General features: G+C 74.3%; 21 protein-coding genes. 8 read left to right on the top strand and 13 right to left on the bottom strand.

Annotated elements, in window-relative coordinates; all coding sequences use genetic code 11:
• Positions 1 to 28 precede the first annotated feature (28 nt).
• A complete protein-coding gene (locus tag I3F54_RS26665) occupies positions 29 to 388 on the bottom strand; it encodes a tetratricopeptide repeat protein (RefSeq protein ID WP_240121465.1) in 360 nt (119 codons plus the stop codon).
• Positions 389 to 533: 145 nt separating this feature from the next.
• Between I3F54_RS26665 and I3F54_RS26660 the strand changes: the two genes are divergently transcribed.
• Positions 534 to 1499, top strand: coding sequence for a pirin family protein (locus tag I3F54_RS26660; RefSeq protein WP_240121464.1), 966 nt, complete (start codon positions 534 to 536; stop codon positions 1497 to 1499).
• Positions 1500 to 1726: 227 nt separating this feature from the next.
• Complete coding sequence (locus tag I3F54_RS26655) at positions 1727 to 3487, top strand: MOSC and FAD-binding oxidoreductase domain-containing protein (RefSeq protein WP_240121463.1); 1761 nt, start codon at positions 1727 to 1729, stop codon at positions 3485 to 3487.
• Between the two features lie 125 nt (positions 3488 to 3612).
• Here the strand turns inward: I3F54_RS26655 and I3F54_RS26650 are convergent, their stop codons facing one another.
• From I3F54_RS26650 to I3F54_RS26640, 3 genes are all read right to left on the bottom strand, one after another.
• Positions 3613 to 4752 (bottom strand): site-2 protease family protein, encoded by a 1140-nt coding sequence (locus tag I3F54_RS26650; protein WP_240121462.1) that lies wholly within the window; start codon positions 4750 to 4752, stop codon positions 3613 to 3615.
• A gap of 215 nt (positions 4753 to 4967) precedes the next feature.
• Positions 4968 to 5531: a retropepsin-like aspartic protease gene (locus I3F54_RS26645; RefSeq protein WP_240121461.1), complete on the bottom strand. Its 564-nt coding sequence runs from the start codon at positions 5529 to 5531 to the stop codon at positions 4968 to 4970.
• 330 nt (positions 5532 to 5861) lie between these two features.
• Positions 5862 to 7076 (bottom strand): aromatic ring-hydroxylating dioxygenase subunit alpha, encoded by a 1215-nt coding sequence (locus tag I3F54_RS26640; protein WP_240121460.1) that lies wholly within the window; start codon positions 7074 to 7076, stop codon positions 5862 to 5864.
• A gap of 278 nt (positions 7077 to 7354) precedes the next feature.
• On the opposite strand from I3F54_RS26640, the gene I3F54_RS26635 reads away from it, so the two are divergent.
• A complete protein-coding gene (locus I3F54_RS26635) occupies positions 7355 to 8761 on the top strand; it encodes a GDSL-type esterase/lipase family protein (protein ID WP_240121459.1) in 1407 nt (468 codons plus the stop codon).
• A gap of 191 nt (positions 8762 to 8952) precedes the next feature.
• Here I3F54_RS26635 and I3F54_RS26630 read toward each other — a convergent pair whose 3' ends face one another.
• Entirely contained in the window at positions 8953 to 9537 is a 585-nt protein-coding gene (locus I3F54_RS26630; RefSeq protein ID WP_240121458.1) for a TerD family protein, read from the bottom strand.
• A gap of 640 nt (positions 9538 to 10177) precedes the next feature.
• On the opposite strand from I3F54_RS26630, the gene tsaA reads away from it, so the two are divergent.
• Positions 10178 to 10582, top strand: a complete 405-nt coding sequence (gene tsaA / locus I3F54_RS26625) for a tRNA (N6-threonylcarbamoyladenosine(37)-N6)-methyltransferase TrmO (RefSeq protein ID WP_240121457.1) — start codon at positions 10178 to 10180, stop codon at positions 10580 to 10582.
• A 90-nt stretch (positions 10583 to 10672) separates the two neighbouring features.
• On the opposite strand, the gene I3F54_RS26620 is transcribed toward tsaA, so the two are convergent.
• Positions 10673 to 11077 (bottom strand): DUF302 domain-containing protein, encoded by a 405-nt coding sequence (locus I3F54_RS26620; RefSeq protein WP_240121456.1) that lies wholly within the window; start codon positions 11075 to 11077, stop codon positions 10673 to 10675.
• Between the two features lie 124 nt (positions 11078 to 11201).
• On the opposite strand from I3F54_RS26620, the gene I3F54_RS26615 reads away from it, so the two are divergent.
• The 3 genes from I3F54_RS26615 to I3F54_RS26605 are packed head-to-tail and all read left to right on the top strand — an operon-like array spanning position 11202 to position 13754.
• Positions 11202 to 12569, top strand: coding sequence for a rhodanese-like domain-containing protein (locus I3F54_RS26615; RefSeq protein WP_240121455.1), 1368 nt, complete (start codon positions 11202 to 11204; stop codon positions 12567 to 12569).
• Positions 12570 to 12621: 52 nt separating this feature from the next.
• Positions 12622 to 13011: a rhodanese-like domain-containing protein gene (locus I3F54_RS26610; protein WP_240121454.1), complete on the top strand. Its 390-nt coding sequence runs from the start codon at positions 12622 to 12624 to the stop codon at positions 13009 to 13011.
• Complete coding sequence (locus I3F54_RS26605; protein ID WP_240121453.1) at positions 13008 to 13754, top strand: sulfite exporter TauE/SafE family protein; 747 nt, start codon at positions 13008 to 13010, stop codon at positions 13752 to 13754. The genes I3F54_RS26610 and I3F54_RS26605 overlap by 4 nt, the downstream gene beginning before the upstream one ends.
• Positions 13755 to 13772: 18 nt before the next feature.
• Here the strand turns inward: I3F54_RS26605 and I3F54_RS26600 are convergent, their stop codons facing one another.
• The gene (locus I3F54_RS26600; RefSeq protein WP_205381007.1) at positions 13773 to 14060 is read right to left on the bottom strand and encodes a metal-sensitive transcriptional regulator; all 288 of its coding nucleotides are present in this window, start codon (positions 14058 to 14060) and stop codon (positions 13773 to 13775) included.
• An 81-nt stretch (positions 14061 to 14141) separates the two neighbouring features.
• On the opposite strand from I3F54_RS26600, the gene I3F54_RS26595 reads away from it, so the two are divergent.
• Entirely contained in the window at positions 14142 to 14729 is a 588-nt protein-coding gene (locus I3F54_RS26595; RefSeq protein ID WP_240121452.1) for a rhodanese-like domain-containing protein, read from the top strand.
• Positions 14730 to 14815: 86 nt separating this feature from the next.
• Here I3F54_RS26595 and trxA read toward each other — a convergent pair whose 3' ends face one another.
• From trxA to I3F54_RS26565, 6 genes are all read right to left on the bottom strand, one after another.
• Positions 14816 to 15187, bottom strand: coding sequence for a thioredoxin (gene trxA / locus I3F54_RS26590; protein ID WP_240121451.1), 372 nt, complete (start codon positions 15185 to 15187; stop codon positions 14816 to 14818).
• Between the two features lie 293 nt (positions 15188 to 15480).
• Complete coding sequence (locus I3F54_RS26585; RefSeq protein ID WP_240121450.1) at positions 15481 to 15780, bottom strand: hypothetical protein; 300 nt, start codon at positions 15778 to 15780, stop codon at positions 15481 to 15483.
• 280 nt (positions 15781 to 16060) lie between these two features.
• Positions 16061 to 16684: a V-type ATP synthase subunit D gene (locus tag I3F54_RS26580; protein ID WP_240121449.1), complete on the bottom strand. Its 624-nt coding sequence runs from the start codon at positions 16682 to 16684 to the stop codon at positions 16061 to 16063.
• Positions 16685 to 16688: 4 nt separating this feature from the next.
• Positions 16689 to 18098 carry a V-type ATP synthase subunit B gene (locus I3F54_RS26575; protein ID WP_240121448.1) on the bottom strand — a complete coding sequence of 470 codons (1410 nt, stop codon included), beginning with the start codon at positions 18096 to 18098 and terminating at the stop codon, positions 16689 to 16691.
• Positions 18095 to 19834: a V-type ATP synthase subunit A gene (locus I3F54_RS26570; RefSeq protein ID WP_240121447.1), complete on the bottom strand. Its 1740-nt coding sequence runs from the start codon at positions 19832 to 19834 to the stop codon at positions 18095 to 18097. Before I3F54_RS26570 ends, I3F54_RS26575 begins: the two co-directional genes overlap by 4 nt.
• Positions 19831 to 20235 (bottom strand): hypothetical protein (locus tag I3F54_RS26565; RefSeq protein ID WP_240121446.1); only part of this gene is annotated, 405 nt, incomplete at its 5' end. The genes I3F54_RS26570 and I3F54_RS26565, both read right to left, overlap by 4 nt.

The following is a 20235-nucleotide window of genomic DNA, read 5'->3' as shown; positions in this document are numbered from 1 at the left end:
GCGTCACGGGGGGCGCCGCCGTCGCCCGTCAGTCCTGCTCGAAGTCGCCGGCGAACGCCGCGGCGATCCGCAGGTGCGTCCGGGCCTCCTCCTTCCGGCCCTGGCGCTCCAGGGTGCGGCCCAGCATCAGCCGTGCGTAGTGCTCCACCGGGTCGCGCTCGACGACGAGGCGCAACTGCGCCTCGGCGCGTCGCAACTGCGCCGAGTGGTAGTAGGAACGCGCCAGCAGCAGCCGCGGCCCCGTCTGCTCGGGCACCTCCTCGACCAGCCCGTCCAGCACCCGGGCCGCGCCGGCGTAGTCCCTGGCCGCGAAGAAGAGCTGCGCACGCTCCCACCGCTCGGCGAGCGTGCCGTGTGCGTAGTAGCCGGCCTCGTGTGTCCTCTCCACCGGGAACCTCCTTCGGGTGCGGCAACCCGGCAGCCCGGTGCGGTATTCCAGCACCTGACCGGGGTCCGACGGTCCCGGATCCGGCCCCGGGAACGTCCGGGGAGTTGGCCTGCCGAAGGCAAGGGGCGGCGCTAGGTTGAGCGGTATGAGCAACCTTGACCGCCAGGCGGTGCCCAGTGTGTGCGGAGGCCGCGGCTTCGTCGTGGCGGAACCGGTCCGCGAGCTCCTCAGCCCCCGCCGCGTCCCGCTCGGCGAGTCCACCGAGGTACGCCGCCTGCTGCCCAACCTGGGCCGTCGGATGGTGGGCGCCTGGTGCTTCGTCGACCACTACGGCCCCGACGACATCGCCGACGAACCCGGCATGCAGGTGCCGCCGCACCCGCACATGGGCCTGCAGACGGTGAGCTGGCTGCACGAGGGCGAGGTGCTGCACCGCGACTCCACCGGCAGTCTCCAGCTGATCCGCCCGCGAGAGCTGGGCCTGATGACGTCCGGCCGGGCGATCAGCCACTCCGAGGAGAGCCCCCGCTCCCACGCCGGCTTCCTGCACGGCGCCCAGCTGTGGGTCGCCCTGCCCGACAGCCACCGGCACACCGAGCCCCGCTTCGAACACCATGCCGACCTGCCGACGGTGACCGCGCCCGGCCTGACGGCGACGCTGATCCTCGGCTCCCTCGACGGAGTGGTCTCGCCCGGCACGGCCCACACGCCCATCGCCGGCGCCGACCTCGCCCTCACCCGCGGTGCCGACGTCCGCCTGCCCCTGGAGCCGGACTTCGAGTACGCCGTCCTCTCCATGTCCGGCGAGGCCCACGTCGACGGTGTCCCGGTCCTGCCCGGCTCGATGCTCTACCTCGGCTGCGGACGCACCGAACTCCCCCTGCGCGCCGAGTCGGACGCCGGCCTGATGCTCCTGGGCGGAGAGCCGTTCGAGGAGGAGCTGGTCATGTTCTGGAACTGGATCGGACGCTCCCAGGACGAGATCGAGCAGGCCCGCCGGGACTGGACGGAGGGGACGCGGTTCGGAGAGGTGAAGGGCTACGACGGCGATCCGCTACCCGCCCCCGAGCTGCCCGCGACACCGCTGAAGCCGCGGGGGAGGGTGCGCTGACCCGGGGAAGCAACCGACCTCGGCGCCGGCTCGGGTGACGTGTGCTGCCCGGCGTTCCCCGCGCCCGGCGGCGTGGCGGCAGGGACCGCCGTCCGCCGAGAACAAGCCGAGCTTCGTGATCGCGGAATGCGCTGGTGCCGGCGCGGAACTAGGATCATTCCCAGGGCACGGACCACAACGCCATGAGGGGCCGCCCCCTCGGCCGGCCACCCCACAGGAGGTCCGCGATGGCGACGCTGCTGTCCGTCAACGTGGGCTTGCCCAAGGACGTCTCCTGGCGGGGAAGGACCGTCCACACCGGAGTCTGGAAGTCCCCCGTCCAGGGCCCACGCATGGTCCGGCGGCTGAACATCGAGGGCGACGGTCAAGGCGACCTGGCCGGGCACGGCGGCGAATTCCGAGCCGTCCTCGTCTACCAGCTGGAGTCCTACCACCACTGGCGGAGGCATCTCGGTCGCGATGACCTGACCTTCGGGATCTTCGGGGAGAACTTCACCGTCGACGGCCTGCCCGACGACGAGGTGTGCATCGGCGACCGGTACCGCATCGGCGAAGCCGAATTCGAAGTGACCCAGCCACGCGTCACCTGCTACCGCGTCGGCATGCGCCTCGGCGAACCCGGCATGGCCTCCCTGCTGGTCGCCCACCACCGCCCCGGCTTCTACCTGCGGGTGATCACCGAGGGACGCGTCCAGGCAGGTGACGCGATCGTCCTGACCCGCAAGGGCCCGGAGGAACTCAGCGTCGCCGACACCGACGCACTGCTCTACCTCCCCGACGGCGACTCCGCGAAACTGCGCAGGGCACTGAACGTCCCCGCCCTCAGTCCCGGATGGCAGCAGTCCTTCCGCGAACTCGCCGCCGCCCGGCAGCCCGCACGGGAACCGGTGCGGCCGGGCCGACGCGACGGCACCCGGCATCCGAGAGAAGAGCCGGCGCGTCCGGGCTTCAAGCCGATGCGCGTCGCCCGCATCGTCCCCGAGACCCCCACCGTCTCGTCGATCTACCTCGACACCACCGACGGCACACCCCTGCCCGAGGCCCTCCCCGGCCAGAACCTCGCCCTCCGCCTCGCCGTCGGCGATGCCGCCTCCGCAGTACGCTCCTACTCCCTGTCCTCTGTGCCCACCGCTGCCGGCTACCGCATCAGCGTCAAGCACGAACCGCTCGGTCAGGTCAGCAGCCGCATCCACACCGCGCTGCTCCCCGGGGACCTCGTGGACATCGCCGGCCCCCACGGAGCGTTCGTACTCGAAGACGGCACCCGCCCGATCGCCCTCATCTCGGCGGGGATCGGTGCCACGCCCCTGCTCGCCATGCTGCACCGGCTCGCCGCCACACGGGACCCACGCCCCCTCTGGTGGATCCACACGGCCCACGACCGTGCTCACCACGCATTCGCGGATGAGACCCACACCCTTCTGGCGCAACTCCCCGACGCCCACGAGTACATCTACTACACCTCCGAAACCCCACGTCCCGACGAGGCCCACGTCACCCGTGGCCGCCCGACGGCCCCATCGGTCAGGGCCATGGGGATCCCCACCGATGCCGACGCCTACCTCTGCGGACCACCCGCCTTCATGGACGACCTCGGTGGCTTCCTGCGCGACCAAGGCCTGCGCCCGGAACAGATCCGTACCGAACGGTTCAGTGCCCTGCCCGCCATCAACCCCGGTGTCACGCCCACCGGAGCGCCACGGCCGCACCAACCCCTCGGCCCCCAGGGCACCGGACCCCTCGTCACCTTCGCCCGCAGCGGCATCACCACCCCCTGGTCACCGGCCCACCGCTCACTGCTCGAACTGGCCGAAGCCTGTGACATCCCCACCCGCTGGGCCTGTCGTACCGGCGTCTGCCACACCTGCATCACCCCTCTCGTGTCCGGCGACGTCACGTACACCACACCACCTCTGCAACTCCCCGAAGCCGGCACCGTCCTCGTGTGCTGCAGCGAACCGATCACGGAAGCCGTCCTCGACCTGTAGGGCCCGTTGCGCCGACGAGAAGGGACCCGCGGATCGAGGAGCGGCCTTCCGCCCACCGTTCCCGCACCTCGCCCGGGTTGCTCACTCCCGCACACGGCGGGGCACGGGGCCGCCGGACGCGACGTTCAGAAGGCCCGGTGGCGCCACGGGGCCGAGGACGCCAGCCAGGAGGAGACCCGGCCGATGTCCGAGGGGGTGACCACGCCCGCGAGCCGGCCGTCCTCCACGACCAGGGCGCGGTGCGCCGGGCTGTCGTCCAGCGCGGGCAGGAGGCCCGCCAGGGGCTCGTCGGGGTGCGGGGTGGGGATCTCGCCGACCGGGATCATCACCGCGGTGACGGGAAGGCGCCGCTGCGCCTCCGGAGCGTCGGACGCGGCCTTGACCCGGACCAGGCCGACGGGGCGCTGTTCCCCGTCGACGACGGGGAAGGCGGAGTGGCGGTGGCGGAACTCGGGCGCCGTGAGGAACCGGGCCACGGTGAGGGAGGAGGGCACGGTGACGGGGTCGGGCGTCATCGCCTGGCGCACCGGCACCCCGTTCAGCAGCCTGCGTGCGCGCGCCGGCCCGGCCTCCGCACCGGCCATCGCGATCAGGAACCAGCCGATGACGGCGAGCCAGAAGCCGCTGAGGAAGGAGCCGAACACGAAGAGCACCAGTCCGGCGGCGATCAGCACCCATCCCAGCGCCCGCCCGGTCCTGACCGCCGCCGCGGTGCCGCGCAGCGGGCTGCCCGTCCTGCGCCACACCAGCGCCCTCAGCAACCGGCCGCCGTCCAGCGGGGCGGCCGGCAGCGCGTTGAAGACGGCGAGGAGGAGGTTGAGGCCCGCGAGTGACGCGAGCGCGTCGACGGCGAGTGCCCCTGCGGCCCGGGCGTCGAGCAGTGCCGCCAGGGCCGCGAGGAGACCGCCGAGCAGCAGGCTGACCAGCGGGCCGACCGAGGCGATCCGGGTCTCGACGGCCGGTGTCGGAGCTTCGCTCCGCAGCCGGGCGATGCCGCCCAGGAGCCACAGGGTGACGTCGTCGACGTCCACACCGTTGTGGCGTGCCACCAGCGCGTGACTGAGTTCGTGGGCCAGCAGCGACAGCAGGAAGGCCGCCGCGCCCAGCGCGCCGGTGAGCCAGTACTGCCAGGCCGGGCTCCCCGGTAGCGCGCCGCGGAGCCGGTCGGTGAGGCCCAGGGCGACCGCGACGACGATGACGAGGGCGCTCCAGTGGACCCCGATCCGGATGCCGGCCACGTGTCCGAGCGAGAAGGTCGCCTTCACCGCGGATACGCCTCTTTTCCTTGGGCCGCTGGTCTCCGGGTTCCACGGGACCGGCCGTCCACCCGTCAGCCCTCACGGCGTCGCCCTGGCGGCGAAGCGGTGAGGGCGAGGGCACCGGGTGCCGGCGCTCGGCACCGGTCCCGAGGCACCCTGCGCACCGGGACCGGCGAGCAGCACCGCGTGGTGCTGCTCGGATCCCGGTGGCCCGCCGGGGCTCAGCCGGAGGGCAGCCTCAGGACCTCGTGGTCGTAGTCCAGGGAGATCTGCCCGAACCGGCTCAGCACGTCGGATCCGAGCAACCCCTGGATGGTGGGGTCGCTCCCCGAGTTCCGCAGGGTGACGACCGCGGCGTCGGTCGGGTCGAGAGCGACCTTGCCGATCTTCCAGTCGTCGATCGTCACCACGGGAACCTTCTCCGTGCCGACGACGCCGATGATGAGCCGGCGCTCACCCGTCCGGGGCAGGTCCAGCGACTGCGCCACGTCGGCGGCGACGACGCTGGAGGCGGCACCGGTGTCCAGCACGAACCGGAAGGGGCCCTGCCCGTCGATCGTCACCGGCACGAGCGCCAGTACCCGGCCGTCGCTCTCCACGACCGTGAGCCGGACCTGCCGGGCGCCCGTCGTGACCGACGGGGCGGACGGGTTGCCGGAGGTGTCCCCCGATCCGACGAAGCAGCCCGCCAGCAGCAGTGTCGCCAGCAACGGAGCCAGCAGCCGTGCGGCACGGCCGGGGGGCCCGGTGCCGGAGGCGCGGGCGGTACGGACGGACCGGGCCATGGCGGGATACCTCCGTCTGCGTACGGTCTCTCCCAGCCGGGGTCACCTTCGGGCGCCCGCGCAAACACCCCGCGTCGCCCCTGGCGCGGCCGACGCCTCTGCCAGGGGTACGTCCGGTGAGTCGGTTCTTGCCCTGTACGGCCGTGTTCCGCTGGACTCACTGGAGCTCGACGGCGACCGGCGCCTGTTCGACCTGCTCCCGGCCCGGGAGCCGGAGGAGCAGGGCACGGTGCCGCGCCACCGCGGGTGGCCCGGGAGCGTTCCTCCCACGAACGGCCGCCGCGGGAGGCACCCGCCGGGTCGCGTGCACCTGGGCTGTGTGTGCCGCGGTCACACGTCCGGCGGCTCGGTGGAGGCCTCCGGACCTGCGGGGGCGACCGCATCCGCGGACGCGTGGTCCGGCGCGCACGCGCCGTCGGCGCCGGGGTACGGGCCGCAGGCGGCGGCCCGGGGGCGGATCGGGACGCCGTTGCCGCGAAGGACCTCGCGCACGTCCAGGATCAGCGGGAAGACCTCGTGGTTGCGGTCCTCGCCCTGCTCGTCCCACGCGCGCTGCTCCGCCTCGACGGCCATGCGGTCCTCGGCGAACACCCGTTCCGTGAAGCGCCTGATGAGGGGCCACGCCAGGTGCAGGGCGCCCGCGAACCGCGGCTTCTCGATCATGAGGAGGCCGTAGGCGTGACAGGTGCGCTGTTCGGCGTCCTTCGGGACGTACACGGCCCAGAGGCGGAAGGCCGGGCGTTCCGCCTGCTCCGGAACGAGGTCCAGGGTCTGGTAGGGGTACTCGGTCCGGATGGTCATGACGTCGGCGGAGTCGCGGCCCGTGAGGCCCTCGGCGGCCAGCAGCCCGGCGCCTCGGTTCCGCTTCCCCCCGGTGTGGGTGAACAGGTACCGCGCCTCCACCGACTGCGGCCCCGTCCGGTACCCCAGCAGTTCGGGGTGGAGCCTGCCGACGACGCCGCGGTGCAGGAACTGGTGGTTCATGTCGAGCAGGTTCTCGTGCATGAACGAGTAGTGGCAGTGGACGGTCCGGGAGAACGTCATGGTCCGGTAGTGCGGTGAGCCGAAGGCGGGCAGGTCGGGCAGCGCGGTGGCCGCCGCCTTCTCGGGGTCGCCGGGAAAGACGAACACCATGCCGTAGGCCTCGCGGACGGGGTAGCCGCGCACACCCCGCGGTGGCCGGGCGTCGCCCTTGGACAGGTAGGGGATCTGGGAGATGCGTCCGTCGCCGCGGTAGGCCCAGGCGTGGTAGCAGCAGCGCAGCGTCTCGCCCTCCACGACACCCATGCTCAGCGGAACCTGGCGGTGGGCACACCGGTCCTCCAGCGCGTGCACGGCGCCGCTCCTGCCGCGGTACAGGGCGATGCGCTCGCCGGCGAACGCGGTCGCGATCACCCGCTCGCCGCGGACGCTCCGGGACAGCGCGACCGGGTACCAGAAGTCGGGGTGCACCCCGACCCGCCTGAGGTCGGCGACGCCTGGGCGGCGTTCCGGGTGTTCCGGGCGATGGCCGTTTCTGGTCCCGTCGGGGTCGGTCCGGGTCATACCTCTCCCTTGCGAGGGGGGATACGGGCATGGAGACAGTCCTGCATCATGCCGGGCGGCACCGGCCGGCTCGGGAGGCGGGGCCGGTGCCCTTCCATCGTGGCGGACGACCGCCGTGCTGTCCCTCTGTCCGCGCCTGGAGGGGTGAGCGCTTCGACGCTCGCCGGCGTACGCGGACGGGCGGGGCGCGCGCCCCGGAGGGCGATATGGGCGGATGATGCATATCAGGGCCGGTGGTGTCGGCCGTGCCCGGGACCGGCGAGCGACGGGAGCCGAAGGTGAGGTGGACAGGGCCGCTGCGGCGGGGCGCGGGTGATCGGCGGCGCCGGCTGGCGGTCGCGGCCGCCTACGTGATCGGGCTCGTGGCCCTGGCGCTGGCCGCGATCGCGCTGGCGGTGCAGATCACTCCGCTGCAACCGGTGTCGGCGGCCGGTCAGACGATGCGGGTGGGTGCCGCACCGCTGAAGTGGAGTCTGTCCGGTCCGGGGCAGCTCGACCTGTTCGGTCAGAGCATCCCCACCCGGCCCCTCTTCGACGGGCCGATCCGGCCCCGGCTGGAGCTGACCCACATCCGGGAGGACGCCGAGGTGGCCGGGCTGCTGCGGTCCGGAGAACACGACCGGCTCACGCTGGAGGTGGGCCGGAAACTGGCGGCGGGCTGGGCGCGCTACGGCGCGTGGGAGACCGCCGTGGCGGCCGGGCTGGTCCTGCTGCCGCTGGCCGCCTGGACGGGCTGGCGCCGTATGCCGGTGCGCCGGACCGTGCTCGTGCTGACCGGAGGGGTCTTCCTGGTGGCCTCGGTCAACGCCGTGGGCTTCTATCTGCTGGCCTTCGACACGCCCCGGGTGCTGAGTGACGTCCGGTCGCTGCAGGACCTGCTCGGTCACAGCACCCTGGCCCCGGTGCCCCGGGCGGAGGGGCCGGCCCTCGGCGACGTGCGGGCCGTGTTCCTGGGCGATTCCACCGCCGCGGGCACCGGGAACCGTCCCCTGCCCGACCCCACCTCGCTCGACACGGCGTGCCGGCGCAGCGCCGACTCCTACCCGCAGATACTGGCGCGCACCAACGACTGGCGGGTGCTCGATCTCGCGTGCGCGGGCGCCACCGTCCGCGACGGCCTGCTCGGTGTGCAGATCCTCGGCGACCAGGTGGCCCCGCCGCAGCTGGCCCAGGCGCAGCGGGCCACGCAGGCGTCGGTGGTCGTGGTCGGCGTCGGGGCCAACGACGTGCGGTGGGCCGACCTGGTCAGGCTCTGCGCGGCCTCCCCGACCTGCGACGACCGTGCCTCGACCGCGTTCTTCCAGCACCGTCTCGCGGGGTTCGCCCTGGACTACCGGGAGCTCCTGCGGCAGCTCTCCGCCCTTCCACAGCGCCCGACCGTCCTCGTCAACGAGTACTACGACCCCTTCGGCCCGGATGTGGACTGCCTGCGCAAGGAAGGGCTCACCCGCCAGAAGGCGGAGGTCCTGCGCTCCCGGCTGACGGCGCTCAACACCGTTCTCCGGCAGGGAGCCGAGGAGGCCGGGTTCAGCACCGCGCGCCCGGACTTCTCCGGGCACGGGTTGTGCAGCGCGCAGCCCTACGTGCAGGGGTCCGCGGGCCGGGCTCCGCTGCATCCGACGGCCGCGGGGGCGCTGGCCATCGCGCTCGCCGACCAGCAGGCGCTGTCCGGCCTGGAACGCTGACCCCGGCGCACCCGGTGCACCGCTGTTCGGCGTCCGCGCGGGGCGCGGTTCGCCGGCGCGTCGCGTCCTTCGGACCGGGGCCGGCGGCACGGCCGGGGCTGCCGCGCCCGCCGTACCGTCAGCCTGTCGGTCGGCGGGCGCGTTTCGCCGCGGCGAGGGGCCTCACGCGGCCGGCCCGGCGGTGCCCGGGCCTACTTGCTGACGGCGAATCGCATCAGGGCGTGCTCGTCGCCCTGCTTGATACGGCCCGTCACGTTGATGACCTCGAGCTTCCACGACCCGCCGACGCGGACCGCCTTGGCCACCGCGCAGCCGTTGTCCTGGGTGAGCATGCTGGGCCAGATGTCGGCGACCTGCTGCGTGCTTCCCCCGGTCGCGTCGTAGACCTTGAAGCTGATGTTGCGGGCCTTCTGGAAGGAACTCCCCTTCTTGTAGGCGGCGGCGACGAACACGATCGACGTGATGTGCGCCGGGATGCGGGCGAACTCGACGGTGATCGTCTCGTCGTCCCCGTCCCCGTGCCCGGTCTGGTTGTCGCCGCTGTGGATGAGCGAGCCGTTGCCCATGGGGTCGAGCGAGTCGAGGCCGGCGAGGCGCACCGGGTCCCCGCCCTGCATGGCGATGGCGATCAGGTCGAGGTCGGTACCGGTCTTGCGGCGCAGCTTGCCGAGCACTCCGCCGCTGCTGCCCGCGGTGGGGTCCCAGGAGACCCCGATGGACAGATGGGTGACTCCGTCGAGGTCCGCCGGGCCGTCTTCCTTGGTGAGCGTGATCATGCGTGCGTCATCCCCTTCTCGGTGCATGGCATGGGCGCAGTCGTGCGGGGCGGGCCGTCCCGCGACGCGGACGCGGCGGTCCTGTGGTTTCGGCCGCCGTGGGGCGCCGCTACGTGCGCTGCGTCCTCGTGTCCGGCCGCCGGTCCGGGCGTCGCGGCAGCCCGGCGCGGAACCGCGCCGCGGTGGCGATGGCGAACACTGCCCCGGTCGTTCCCATGCGAATCCCCCCTCGACACGGCCTGCGGACGTCTCGCCGGTTACCTTACGGGTGGCTCGATACCGCTGTGCAGGCCGGGGGACACAACGGCGGGGTCCGGTGGTCGTCCGGTGGCCGGCGGAGGGGACGGCGGGTGAGCCGGCGCGGCAGGGGCGTTGGGCTCGCACCGGCCCTGCCGAGCGGTGCGGGTCTGCCCGTTGCGGTGGTGGTGCCCCGGTGGCCGGGAGGCGGCGGTGGCGGCGCGGGACGTGGCGGACCGGCGGTGGTGACAGGGAGCGGGGCCCGGGGGCAGGGTGGTAGGTGTGGCCGGCGACGGGGTTCCGGACGCCGACGACGGCGTGCCGTGGTCACGCGCGCCGGCCGCGCGTTCCGCGTCGCCGCCGTCGCGTGACCGGGCGCGGATCCGGAAAGGGGCCGGACACCATGACCGCATACACGCTGCGCCCGATCGGGCGCGTCGAGTCGCCGCTGACCGGGCGCGCCGCGGCACCCCGGCAGCCCGGCGAGGGAGCTCCCGAGGCCTGGCTCGTCTTCGACGACCGCTACGCGCCCGCTCTGGACGGTCTGGCCGCGGGCACCGACGTACTGGTGCCGACCTGGCTCGACCGTGCGGATCGCGACACGCTCACCGTGCACCCGCGCGGTGACGCCGACCGGCCGCTCACCGGTGTCCTCGCCACCCGCGCGCCCGACCGCCCCAACCCGATCGGCCTGCACACCGTCCACGTCCTCGACATCGCCGGTACCCGCGTCCACGTCCGCAGCCTCGAGGCCCTGGACGCCACACCCGTCCTGGACGTCAAGCCCCTGCTTGCGGCGCACCGCTGACGAGTGGTGGGCCCGAGGACCGGGACCATGCGCAGGCGGGTGCGGGCGCCGGAGCCCGGTGCCGGGCGCGCGAGGCCGCCCGGCACGGACTCAGTCCTGGGTGTTCGCGGTGGTGAGCGCGGCCAGGGCGGCGTCGAGGCGGCGGGTGGCCTCCTCGGCGACCGGGCGGAGTGCGTCGATCCCGGTCAGGGCGACCATCGTGTCCGGGTCGAGGGCCTGTACGACGGTCCGGTCGCCGTCGGCGCGGACGACGACGTTGCACGGCAGCAGCAGGCCGACGGAACGGTCGGCCTCCAGCGCCCGGTGGGCGAGCGGCGGGTTGCAGGCACCCAGGATGACGTAGTCCTCCATGTCGTGGTCGAGCTTGGCCTTCAGGGTGGCCGTCACGTCGATCTCGGTGAGGATCCCGAACCCCTGAGCGGCCAGGGCGTCGCGGGTGCGGGTGACGGCGGTGGCGAAGTCGGTGTCGAGGCGGACAGTGCGGTCGTAACGCATGGTGGCGGCCTTTCTCACAAGTGCTCCGGGTGTCTCCCGGACCGCAAAAATACCCCCCGGGGTAATCATGTTACCGTCGAAGACATACCCCCCGGGGTAATCTTTCAGTGGAAGGGAGTACTTCGTGTTCTTCATCGACACGATCGAGGTGCCGGGCCTCGGCAACCGCAGCTATCTGGCGGGCGGCGGGCGGACGGCCGTGGCGGTCGACCCGCCCCGCGACATCGACCAGGTGATCGCGGCGGCGGCCCGGCGCGGTGTGCGCATCTCCCACGTCGTCGAGACCCACGTGCACAACGACTACGTCACCGGCGGACTGGAGCTGGCCCGCGTCACCGGAGCCGACTACCTCGTCCCCGCCGGGGCCCGGGTGGGTTTCACGCGCGTGCCGGTGCACGACGGCGACCGCGCGGACGTCGACACCGGTGCCGGACTGGGGCTGCGGGCGGTGGCCACGCCCGGTCACACCCCGCACCACACCTCCTACGTCCTGGAGGAGCGCGGCGCGGCGGTCGCGGTGTTCACCGGTGGTTCACTGCTGATCGGCACCGTCGGCCGCCCCGACCTCGTCGAGCCGCGGCTGACGCGGCAGCTCGCCCGGGCACAGCACGCCTCCGCTCACCGCCTGGCCGACGAGCTGCCCGAGGAGACCGCGGTGCTGCCCACGCACGGCTTCGGCAGTTTCTGCTCCTCCTCCCAGGCCGAGGGCAGTGCCACGACCATCGGCAAGGAGAGGGTGTCCAACGAGGCCCTCACCCGGGACGTGGACACCTTCGTCGCCGACCTGCTGGCCGGCCTGGACGACATCCCCGCTTACTACGCCCACATGGGACCGGTCAACGCCACCGGCCCCGCGCCCGTGGACCTCACCCCGCCCGCGGTCGCCGACGCCGAGGAGATCTCCGCCCGGCTGGCCGCGGGGGAGTGGGTGGTGGACCTGCGCAACCGCGTCGCCTTCGCCGAGGGTCACGTGGCCGGGTCCTTCAACTTCGAGGCGGAGGGGCAGCTCGCCACCTATCTGGCCTGGCTCGTGCCCTGGGGCCGGCCCGTCACCCTGCTCGCCGAGTCACCCGAGCAGCTCGCCGCCGCCCAGCGCGAGCTCGTGCGCGTCGGCATCGACCGCCCGGCCGCCGCGGCCACCGGCGACCCGGCCGACTGGGTGCCGGCGGGCGAGCCCCTGGCCTCCTTCCCGCGCGGCACCTTCGCCGACCTCGCCCGCCGGCAGCGGGTCGAGGGCGTCGTCGTACTCGACGTCCGCCGTGCCTCGGAACGCGCGGGCGGATACCTGGAGGGCTCGGTGCACATCCCGATCCACGCCCTGCCCCGACGGCTGGACGAGATCCCCGACGGCGAGGTGTGGGTGCACTGCGCGGCCGGAATGCGCGCCGCCGTCGCGGCCAGCCTGCTGGACGCCGCAGCACGCGACGTCGTCGCCGTGGACGACTCCTTCGACGCCGCCGCCGGGGCGGGCCTCGCCGTCCGTACCCCGTGAGGCGCGCACCGCAGCTCACCCACCGACAGGAACGACAGGAGCGAGAATCACCATGAGCATCTTCCGACGCCGCACGGGCGGGGCGGGGCGGGTGACCGTCCAGGAGGCCGCCGCGCGCACCGGCCATGGGCGGTCCGCCGCAGACGGGGCGGACGCCGTCCTGCTCGACGTCCGGGAACCGTACGAGTGGCGGGCGGGGCATGTTCCCGGTGCCGTCCACCTCCCGCTCGCGGCGCTGTCCGCGGGGACGGAACTGCCCGGTGAGGCGCAGGCGCGTCCCGTCGTCGTCATCTGCCGCTCGGGCAACCGCTCCCAGCGTGCCGCCGAGTTGCTGGTGTCGCGGGGCACGGAGGCCGTGGACGTGATCGGTGGCATGCGCGACTGGGCCGCAGCGGGACTGCCGGTGGTCGACGGGCGCGGCAGGACGGGCACCATAGCGTGAGCGTGCTCATCCTCGCCCTGGCCGCCGGAGCCGTCGTGGGCCTCGCCCTCGGCGCCCTGGGAGGCGGCGGCAGTGTCCTGGCCGTCCCCGCCCTGATCTACCTGCTCGGCTTCACCCCGGTCGCGGCCACCACCGCGAGCCTGCTCATCGTCACCGCCACCTCGGTCACCGCACTCGCCGCGCACGCCCGTGACGGCCACGTCCGATGGCGTACGGGACTGTTGTTCGCCGCGGCCGGCATCGGCCCGGCGATGCTGGGCGGCGCGCTGGCCGGCCGTATCCCGGCGGGCGCCCTGACGGCCGCCTTCGCCCTGCTCGCCGGAGTCGCCGCGCTGCGCATGCTGCGGTCCGGCCCCGTCGCCGAGGAACCCGTGACCGTGCGGCCCGGCCGCGCGGCGGCGGCCGGCGCCGGACTCGGCGCCGTCACCGGCGTCCTCGGTGTCGGCGGTGGCTTCCTGGCCGTGCCGGCGCTGGTGAACGTGCTCGGCATGCGCATGCGCGAGGCGGTGGGTACCAGCCTGCTCGTCATCACCGTGAACTCGCTGGCCGCGCTGGCGACCCGCGCCGGGACGGCCGACGGCGTCGACTGGGCGGTCGTCGCCCCCTTCGTCGGAGCCGCGATCCTCGGCGCGTGGGACGGAAAGCGGCTGGCGGCAAAGCTGTCCGGGCGCTCCCTGCAACGGATCTTCGCTCTGGTGCTCCTCGCCGTGGCCGCCTTCATGCTCGTCGACGTGGTGGCCTGAGGAGACCGCGTCGCATGATCACGCCAGCGACAGGAACAGCTTCTCCAGGCGCGCGCGCATCTCCTCGCTGTCCTCGCCGTTCTTGCGGCCGGACTCGATGTCCGCCACGCACTGCTGAAGACCCGTCGCGATGATCGCGAAACCGGCCCGGTCCAGTGCACGTGAGGCGGCGGCGAGCTGCGTGACGACGTCCTCGCAGTCACGCCCCTCCTCGATCATCCGGATCACGCCGGAGATCTGACCCTGCGCACGGCGCAAACGGTTCAGCACGGCCTTCAGGTTCGCGCCTTCGAGCTCCAGTTCCACGACCACTCCTCCGAAAATACCCCGAGGGGTACTCTACGTCCCGGTTCGGGACGCCGTCGACCATCAAGGATCACACCTGCCATGACCCCCACGCCCACCCCCGTCGCCTTCGGCGCCGACCAGGCCCGTGACCGGCTCCACGACCTCACCGTCATCGACGTGCGCACGCCCGCCGAGTATGCCTCCGGTCACCTGCCCGGCGCCCTGAACATCCCGCTCGACAGCCTCCGCCGGGCCCTGCCGGAGATCCGGCACGCCGCCGGGCGCGGCGACGTCCTCGTCGTGTGCGCGTCCGGCGCCCGCTCGGAGAACGCCTGCCGGGTCCTGGCGGAGCAGGGCGTCACCACGGCCACCCTGACCGGGGGTACCGGAGCCTGGTCGGCCGCGGGCCACGACCTGCACCAGCCCGTGGCCTGCGACACCCGGGCCGGCTGGAGCATGGAGCGCCAGGTGCGTTTCACCGCGGGCGCCCTGGTGCTCCTCGGCCTCGTGCTCGGCCTGCTGGTGCATCCGGCGTTCCAGCTGCTGTCGGCGGGGGTGGCGGGCGGTCTGGTCTTCTCCGCCCTCACCGACACCTGCGGCATGGCGGCCGTCCTCGGCAAGCTGCCCCACAACCGCCCGCCCGCGGCAGACCTCGAGACGGCGCTCGCCGCTCTGCGCGACCGTTGACCCCCGCGTCGCCGCCGCCGGCGGCGACGCACGCGGCAGGGCACCCACGCGATCCGCGTGGGTGCCCTGCCGGTGCAGCCGGAGTGTCAGCCCCGCCCCGCCGCTCCCGCGGCGGCCTGGCGGCGGAGGTCGTCCATGTCGACCGACCGGATCCGGGCGATGAGATCCTCCAGCGCCTGCGGCGGCAGGGCGCCCGGCTGTGCGTACAGCACCGTCCGGTCGCGGATGGCCATGAGGGTGGGGATGGACGAGATCTGGAACGCGCCCGCGAGCTCCGGCTGGGCCTCGGTGTCGACCTTGCCGAACACGATGTCCGGGTGGCTCCCGGCCGCCTTCTCGTAGATCGGGCCGAACATCCGGCACGGCCCGCACCAGGCGGCCCAGAAATCGATGAGCACGATCTCGGAGCCGGTCACGGTCTCCTCGAAGTTCTCCTTGGTCAGTTCCACGGTCGGCATGGCGTTCCCTCTCCTTCCCTATACCCGGTGGGGTATCTGCTGGGTTCAACCGGTGCGGGTCCGGGTTTGTTCCGCCCGGTGTGTGCCGGACCGGGCTGCGCAGGGCCGGACGGCGGAGAGGGGGGCACGCGCGGTACCACCGCGGCGGTCGTGTGTGCCGAGGAGATACGGCCGGGTCCGCCCGTACTGCCGCCGACGTGCCGGCGCCGGATGTCGCAGTAGGCCGAGCCCGGGCGTGGGGGCCGGGTGCCCCGGCCGGCGCGGGCCGGGCGCCGAACCGCGATCGGTGGAGGTCAGGCGCCGGGACCGGCGGGAGCGTTCTCCCGCGGCGGTCCGAGAGGTGCGGGGCCGCGTTCGGCCAGGCCTGCCTGCACCAGGAGCAGCCGGGCCAGGTCGCGGGCCTCTCCGGCGGTGAGCGACGCCCACACGCCGGGCTCCTCGCCCTGGTCCCGGCCGACGTCGAGGGCGACACGCCCGATGGGCCGCTCCGCGGAGGCGAGCCGCAGGCAGCGCACGGCGATCCTGCGTCCGCACGTGGTCACGAGGGAGCCGTCCCCGTCCGAGGGGTTCCTGTCATGTCCGCGGGCCGTCATCACTCTCACGCTCCTGTCCCGGTCGGTCGTGGTCCCCTGTGGGCCGCCGGCGACCGGCATACCCGACGGGGTATCAGGGACAGCGTCGGCGGAGGCCGTCTTGTTCCCGGGGCCGCCGGACCACCCCCGTGTCGTCCTGGGCTTCCCCGCGTCTCCCGGCACCTCCCCGTGCCTCCCGGGGACCCGGGACCCTTCCCGGTCCCCGGGAGGGCGGCGCGCCCACCGCCGCTCTCCCGAGCCCCCGGGGCGGCCGCAGGGGCGTCCCCCGGAGACCGCCCCCTCAGGTCCCGTCCGCGTCGGAGAGCCCCGCGGCCCAGCGGCGGCGGACCGCGTCCTCGTGCTCGGCCTGCTCCAGCAGGGCGTCGGTGCGGCAAAGGGCGTCCTCCAGGCGGGGGATCCACTGGCGGCGCAGGGCGCGCGTCCGGCGCCGGGTCGTGAGGACCTCCTCGCCGAGCGCCCGGGCCGCGGCCCGCGCCGCTCCGTACTGCGCGGCGGCCCGCACCGCCTCGGCGTAGGCGGACTCGGCGCGGGCCAGCGCCGTGTTCGCGGGAGCCGGTGCGTCGGGATCCCGCTCCGGTACCGCGCACACGGCGGAGGCCGGATGCCGCACGCCCATCGTGGACGTCCAGGACACGTCGACCGCGGCACGCTGCCCGGCCCCCGGGACGTCCAGCGCGTCCTCCCCGCCCAGCAGCAGACCCCGCCGCAGCCAGGTCTCCGCCTCCCGCAGCTGCTGCCGCCACCGCTGGGCACCGTCGCGTTCGGCCCGGAGCAACTCCTCGTGGCGGGCGCGCAGGATGCGCAGCTTCCGGTCGAGCAGGTCCGCACCGCGCGCGGCCGCGTCGAGGCTGCGGCGCAGCCGCATCCGGCCGGCCCGGCCGGGCGTGACACGCAGGTCCGCCATGGGATCACCCGCTCTCCGGCGCGCCGTGCGCGTCCAGCAACTCGGCCGGCAGCATGGTCAGCTGACTGCGCGGCAGCGTCAGCAGCACCTGCCAGGCACGTTCCAGGGTCTCCTCCAGCGTGCGTGACTCGTCGCGCCGCTGGTCCACGAGCCGACGGCCGAACGCCTCGTCGAGGTCGAGGTAGCGGCGGTCGGTGGCGCTGAGCGCCGCCAGCCCGACCAGGTCGGCCAGCTCCCTGACCTGGCGGGCCCGCGCCAGCGCGGACAGCAGCTGGGCCGCCACGTCGAGATGGTCCGCGCGGGTCCGGCCCGGTCCCGCGCCCTTGCGCATCAGACGGGACAACGACGACAGCGCGTCCACCGGCGGGTACACGCCCAGGGCGTGCAGGTGCCGGGAGAGGACCACCTGGCCCTCGGTGATGTAGCCCGTGAGATCCGGCACGGGATGGGTGATGTCTCCGGCCGGCATCGTCAGCACCGGCAGCACCGTCACCGACCCCGGCAGGCCGCGGACCCGGCCACAGCGCTCGTACAGCGATGCCAGGTCGCTGTACAGGTAGCCGGGGTAGGCGCGGCGGGCGGGGACCTCGCCGCGCGCCGCGGACACCTCCCGCAGGGCCTCGGCGTAACTCGTCATGTCACACATCACGACGAGGACGTGACGGCCCAGGGCGAAGGCCAGGTGCTCGGCGACGGTGAGCGCGATCCGTGGGGTGAGGATGCGCTCGATCACCGGGTCGTCGGCGGTGTTGAGCAGCAGCACCAGCTCGCCCGCGGCCGACCGCTCCTCCAGGGCGTCGCGGACGAATCCCGCGTCGGCGTGGGTGACGCCCATGGCGGCGAACACCACGCAGAACGGCTCCCCGCCCGCGGTGGACTGCGCCGCGATCTGGGCGGCGAGCTCCAGATGCGGCAGGCCCGCGGCCGAGAACACGGGAAGCTTCTGCCCGCGCACCAGCGTGGTGAGCGCGTCGATCGCGCTGACGCCGGTCAGCACCGGCTCGGCGGGCGGCTCCCGGCGCACCGGGTTGAGGGGGTTCCCGCCCACCGCGGAAGTGACCGCCCCGAAGACGGGCGGCCCGCCGTCCAGGGGCTCGCCGCGCCCGTTGCACACCCGCCCCAGCCAGCCGGTCCCCACCGGGATGCGCAGCGGCGCCCCGGTGAACGCCGCCCGCGTGCGGGCGGGGTCCATGCCCGCGGTGCCCTGGAGGACCTGCACGACGGCGGTGCCGCGGTCGACCTCCAGCACCACGCCGTGCCGCTGCCCGGCCCCTTCGCAGGTGAGGACCACGAACTCGTCCCACCCCACGCCCTCCACCTTGTCGACGACCGCGAGCGGGCCGCGCAGCTCGCGCACCGACGTGAACTCCACCCGGCCGGGGTCCACGGCGCCGTTCCCGCCGTCCGCGTTCATGCCACCTCCCCGAGGCGGGCCAGCATGGCCTCGCCGAGCGCCGCGACCTCCGCCGCGTCGTCCGGACCCGCTTCCTCCCGGGCCCGCAGCACGGGCGAGAAGTCGACCTCCTCGATACGGGCCGCCGGGACTCCCGCGTCCGCCAGCTCCCGGCAGCGGTCGACCACCGCCAGCACCGCCTCCGCGAGCGCCGCCGTCTTGCCCGCCCCGCTGTGGGCGTCGCGGGCCGACAGGGCGCTCTGCTGCAGCAGTCCCTCCCGGACGAGCCGCCCGCCCAGCACGCTGACGCGTTCCTGGTCGGGCAGGGCGGTGATGCCCAGGAGGTCGACCAGGTCGGCGAGCCGGTCGGCCTCGGCGAGCAGGGACGCCACCCGGGCCCGTCGGCCCGGCCAGCCGGGGTCGCCGCGGGCGGCCAGACGGGCGCCCAGGTTCCCGGCGTCCCGGGAGAAGGACTCCGCCCAGGAGACGGCCGGATAGTGCCGGGCGTAGGCGAGGTCGCGGTCGAGCGTCCACAGGCATCGCACGAAGCGCTGGGTGTGCGCGGTGACCGGCTCCGCCATGTCGCCGCCGGGCGGGGACACGGCACCGATCACGGTGACCGAACCCCGGCGCCCGCCGAGGGTGGTCACCACGCCGGCCCGCTCGTAGAACGCCGCGACGGCCGAGGCCAGGCCCGCCGGATAGCCCTCCTCGGCGGGCAGGTCGCCGGTACGGGAGGCGAACTCCCGCAGCGCCTCCGCCCAGCGGGAGGTGGAGTCGGCGATGACGACGACGTCCAGCCCCATGTCCCGGAAGTACTCGGCGACGGTCACCCCGGTGTGGATGCCCGCCTCGCGCGCCATCATCGGCATGTTCGAGGTGTTCGCGATGATCACCGTGCGGTCGGCCAGCCGCCCGCCGGTCCGGGGGTCGGTCAGCGCCCCGAACTCGTCGATCACGTCGGCCATCTCGTTGCCGCGCTCGCCGCAGCCGACGTACACGATGACGTCGGCGTCGCACCACTTCGCGATCTGCTGCAGCAGCATCGTCTTGCCGGTGCCGAAGCCGCCCGGCACGGCGACCGTGCTGCCCAGCGCCACCGGGAAGAGCAGGTCGATGGCCCGCTGACCGGTGTGCAGGGCCCGACCGGCGTCCAGCCGCTCCCGCACCGGGCGCGGTGTGCGGACCGGCCAGCGCGCGGTCATCCGGACCTCGGTACCCGCCACCGTCGCCACCACCGCGTCCGCCGGGTATCGTCCGGCGCCGGCCACCCGCCCCACGGGCCCGGCGCACCCGGGCGGCACCAGGACCCGCACCGGCACCGGACCGGTGCCGCGAACCTCGCCCAGCACGTCCCCCGGCTCCACGACCGCGCCCGCGGCGGCCACGGGGACGTAGCCGAGGTCGCCCGCCGACGCGGCGACGTCGCCCCCGACGGGCCGCGGCTCCAGCCACGTGCCCGCGCTCGACAGCGGACGCAGCAGCCCGTCGAAGATCCCGCCGAGCAGGCCGGGCCCCAGCGGGGCCGACAGCGGCCGGCCCAGCGGCCTCACCGGCATCCCCGGCACCAGGCCGCCGGTGTACTCGTAGGCCTGGACGGTCACCTGCGCGTCGCGGATGGCCACGACCTCCCCGGGCAGCTCCGCCTCGCCCAGGGCCACCAGGTCGTGCATCGCGGAGCCGCCCACGGCCTCCGCCTCCACCAGCGGCCCGGCGACCCGCAGGATGCGGCCCGTGCCGTGCGGGGTGTGCGTCATGGCGCCCACAGCTCCTCCACCTCCACCCCGGCGTGCTCCAGCGTCCGGCGGGCCACCGCGGCCAGGCTGCAGTCGATGCGACGGCCCGGAGCCCGGCCGGTCACCCCTCCGCCGGGCGCCTCGGCGATGTGCGCCCGGGCGCCCAGCTCGCGCCGCACGTGCTCGGCGAGCCGGTCCCGCAGCGCCGGGTACGCCGCGGTGCCGTGCAGCGCCTGAACGCCCTCCACGACCTGCCGGCACAGCTCCTGCCAGCACTCCCGGCGTGCAGCCAGCTCGCGGGCCCGGGCGGTCCGGCGGGCGCGCACCCGCGCGGCGGACCGGGCGGCATCGGCATCGGCCGCGCCCTGCCGCCGCGCCTCGGCGAGGATCTCCGCAGCCCGGGACTCCGCCGCGCGCAGCAC

Source organism: Streptomyces sp. MUM 2J (assembly GCF_022414535.1).
Lineage (GTDB): Bacteria > Actinomycetota > Actinomycetes > Streptomycetales > Streptomycetaceae > Streptomyces.
This window is presented reverse-complemented; position numbering and strand designations above follow the sequence as displayed.

Bases quoted from the DNA above. Each gene is read 5' to 3' on its own strand.
- I3F54_RS26585 (WP_240121450.1), bottom strand. From the start codon at position 15,780: ATGACGGCCCGCGGACATGACAGGAACCCCTCGGACGGGGACGGCTCC.
- I3F54_RS26595 (WP_240121452.1), top strand. From the start codon at position 14,142: ATGACCCCCACGCCCACCCCCGTCGCCTTCGGCGCCGACCAGGCCCGT.
- I3F54_RS26645 (WP_240121461.1), bottom strand. From the start codon at position 5,531: ATGGCCCGGTCCGTCCGTACCGCCCGCGCCTCCGGCACCGGGCCCCCC.
- I3F54_RS26575 (WP_240121448.1), bottom strand. From the start codon at position 18,098: ATGAACGCGGACGGCGGGAACGGCGCCGTGGACCCCGGCCGGGTGGAG.
- I3F54_RS26630 (WP_240121458.1), bottom strand. From the start codon at position 9,537: ATGATCACGCTCACCAAGGAAGACGGCCCGGCGGACCTCGACGGAGTC.
- I3F54_RS26620 (WP_240121456.1), bottom strand. From the start codon at position 11,077: ATGCGTTACGACCGCACTGTCCGCCTCGACACCGACTTCGCCACCGCC.
- I3F54_RS26640 (WP_240121460.1), bottom strand. From the start codon at position 7,076: ATGACCCGGACCGACCCCGACGGGACCAGAAACGGCCATCGCCCGGAA.
- I3F54_RS26655 (WP_240121463.1), top strand. From the start codon at position 1,727: ATGGCGACGCTGCTGTCCGTCAACGTGGGCTTGCCCAAGGACGTCTCC.
- I3F54_RS26660 (WP_240121464.1), top strand. From the start codon at position 534: ATGAGCAACCTTGACCGCCAGGCGGTGCCCAGTGTGTGCGGAGGCCGC.
- trxA (WP_240121451.1), bottom strand. From the start codon at position 15,187: ATGCCGACCGTGGAACTGACCAAGGAGAACTTCGAGGAGACCGTGACC.
- I3F54_RS26610 (WP_240121454.1), top strand. From the start codon at position 12,622: ATGAGCATCTTCCGACGCCGCACGGGCGGGGCGGGGCGGGTGACCGTC.
- I3F54_RS26570 (WP_240121447.1), bottom strand. From the start codon at position 19,834: ATGACGCACACCCCGCACGGCACGGGCCGCATCCTGCGGGTCGCCGGG.
- I3F54_RS26580 (WP_240121449.1), bottom strand. From the start codon at position 16,684: ATGGCGGACCTGCGTGTCACGCCCGGCCGGGCCGGCCGGATGCGGCTG.
- tsaA (WP_240121457.1), top strand. From the start codon at position 10,178: ATGACCGCATACACGCTGCGCCCGATCGGGCGCGTCGAGTCGCCGCTG.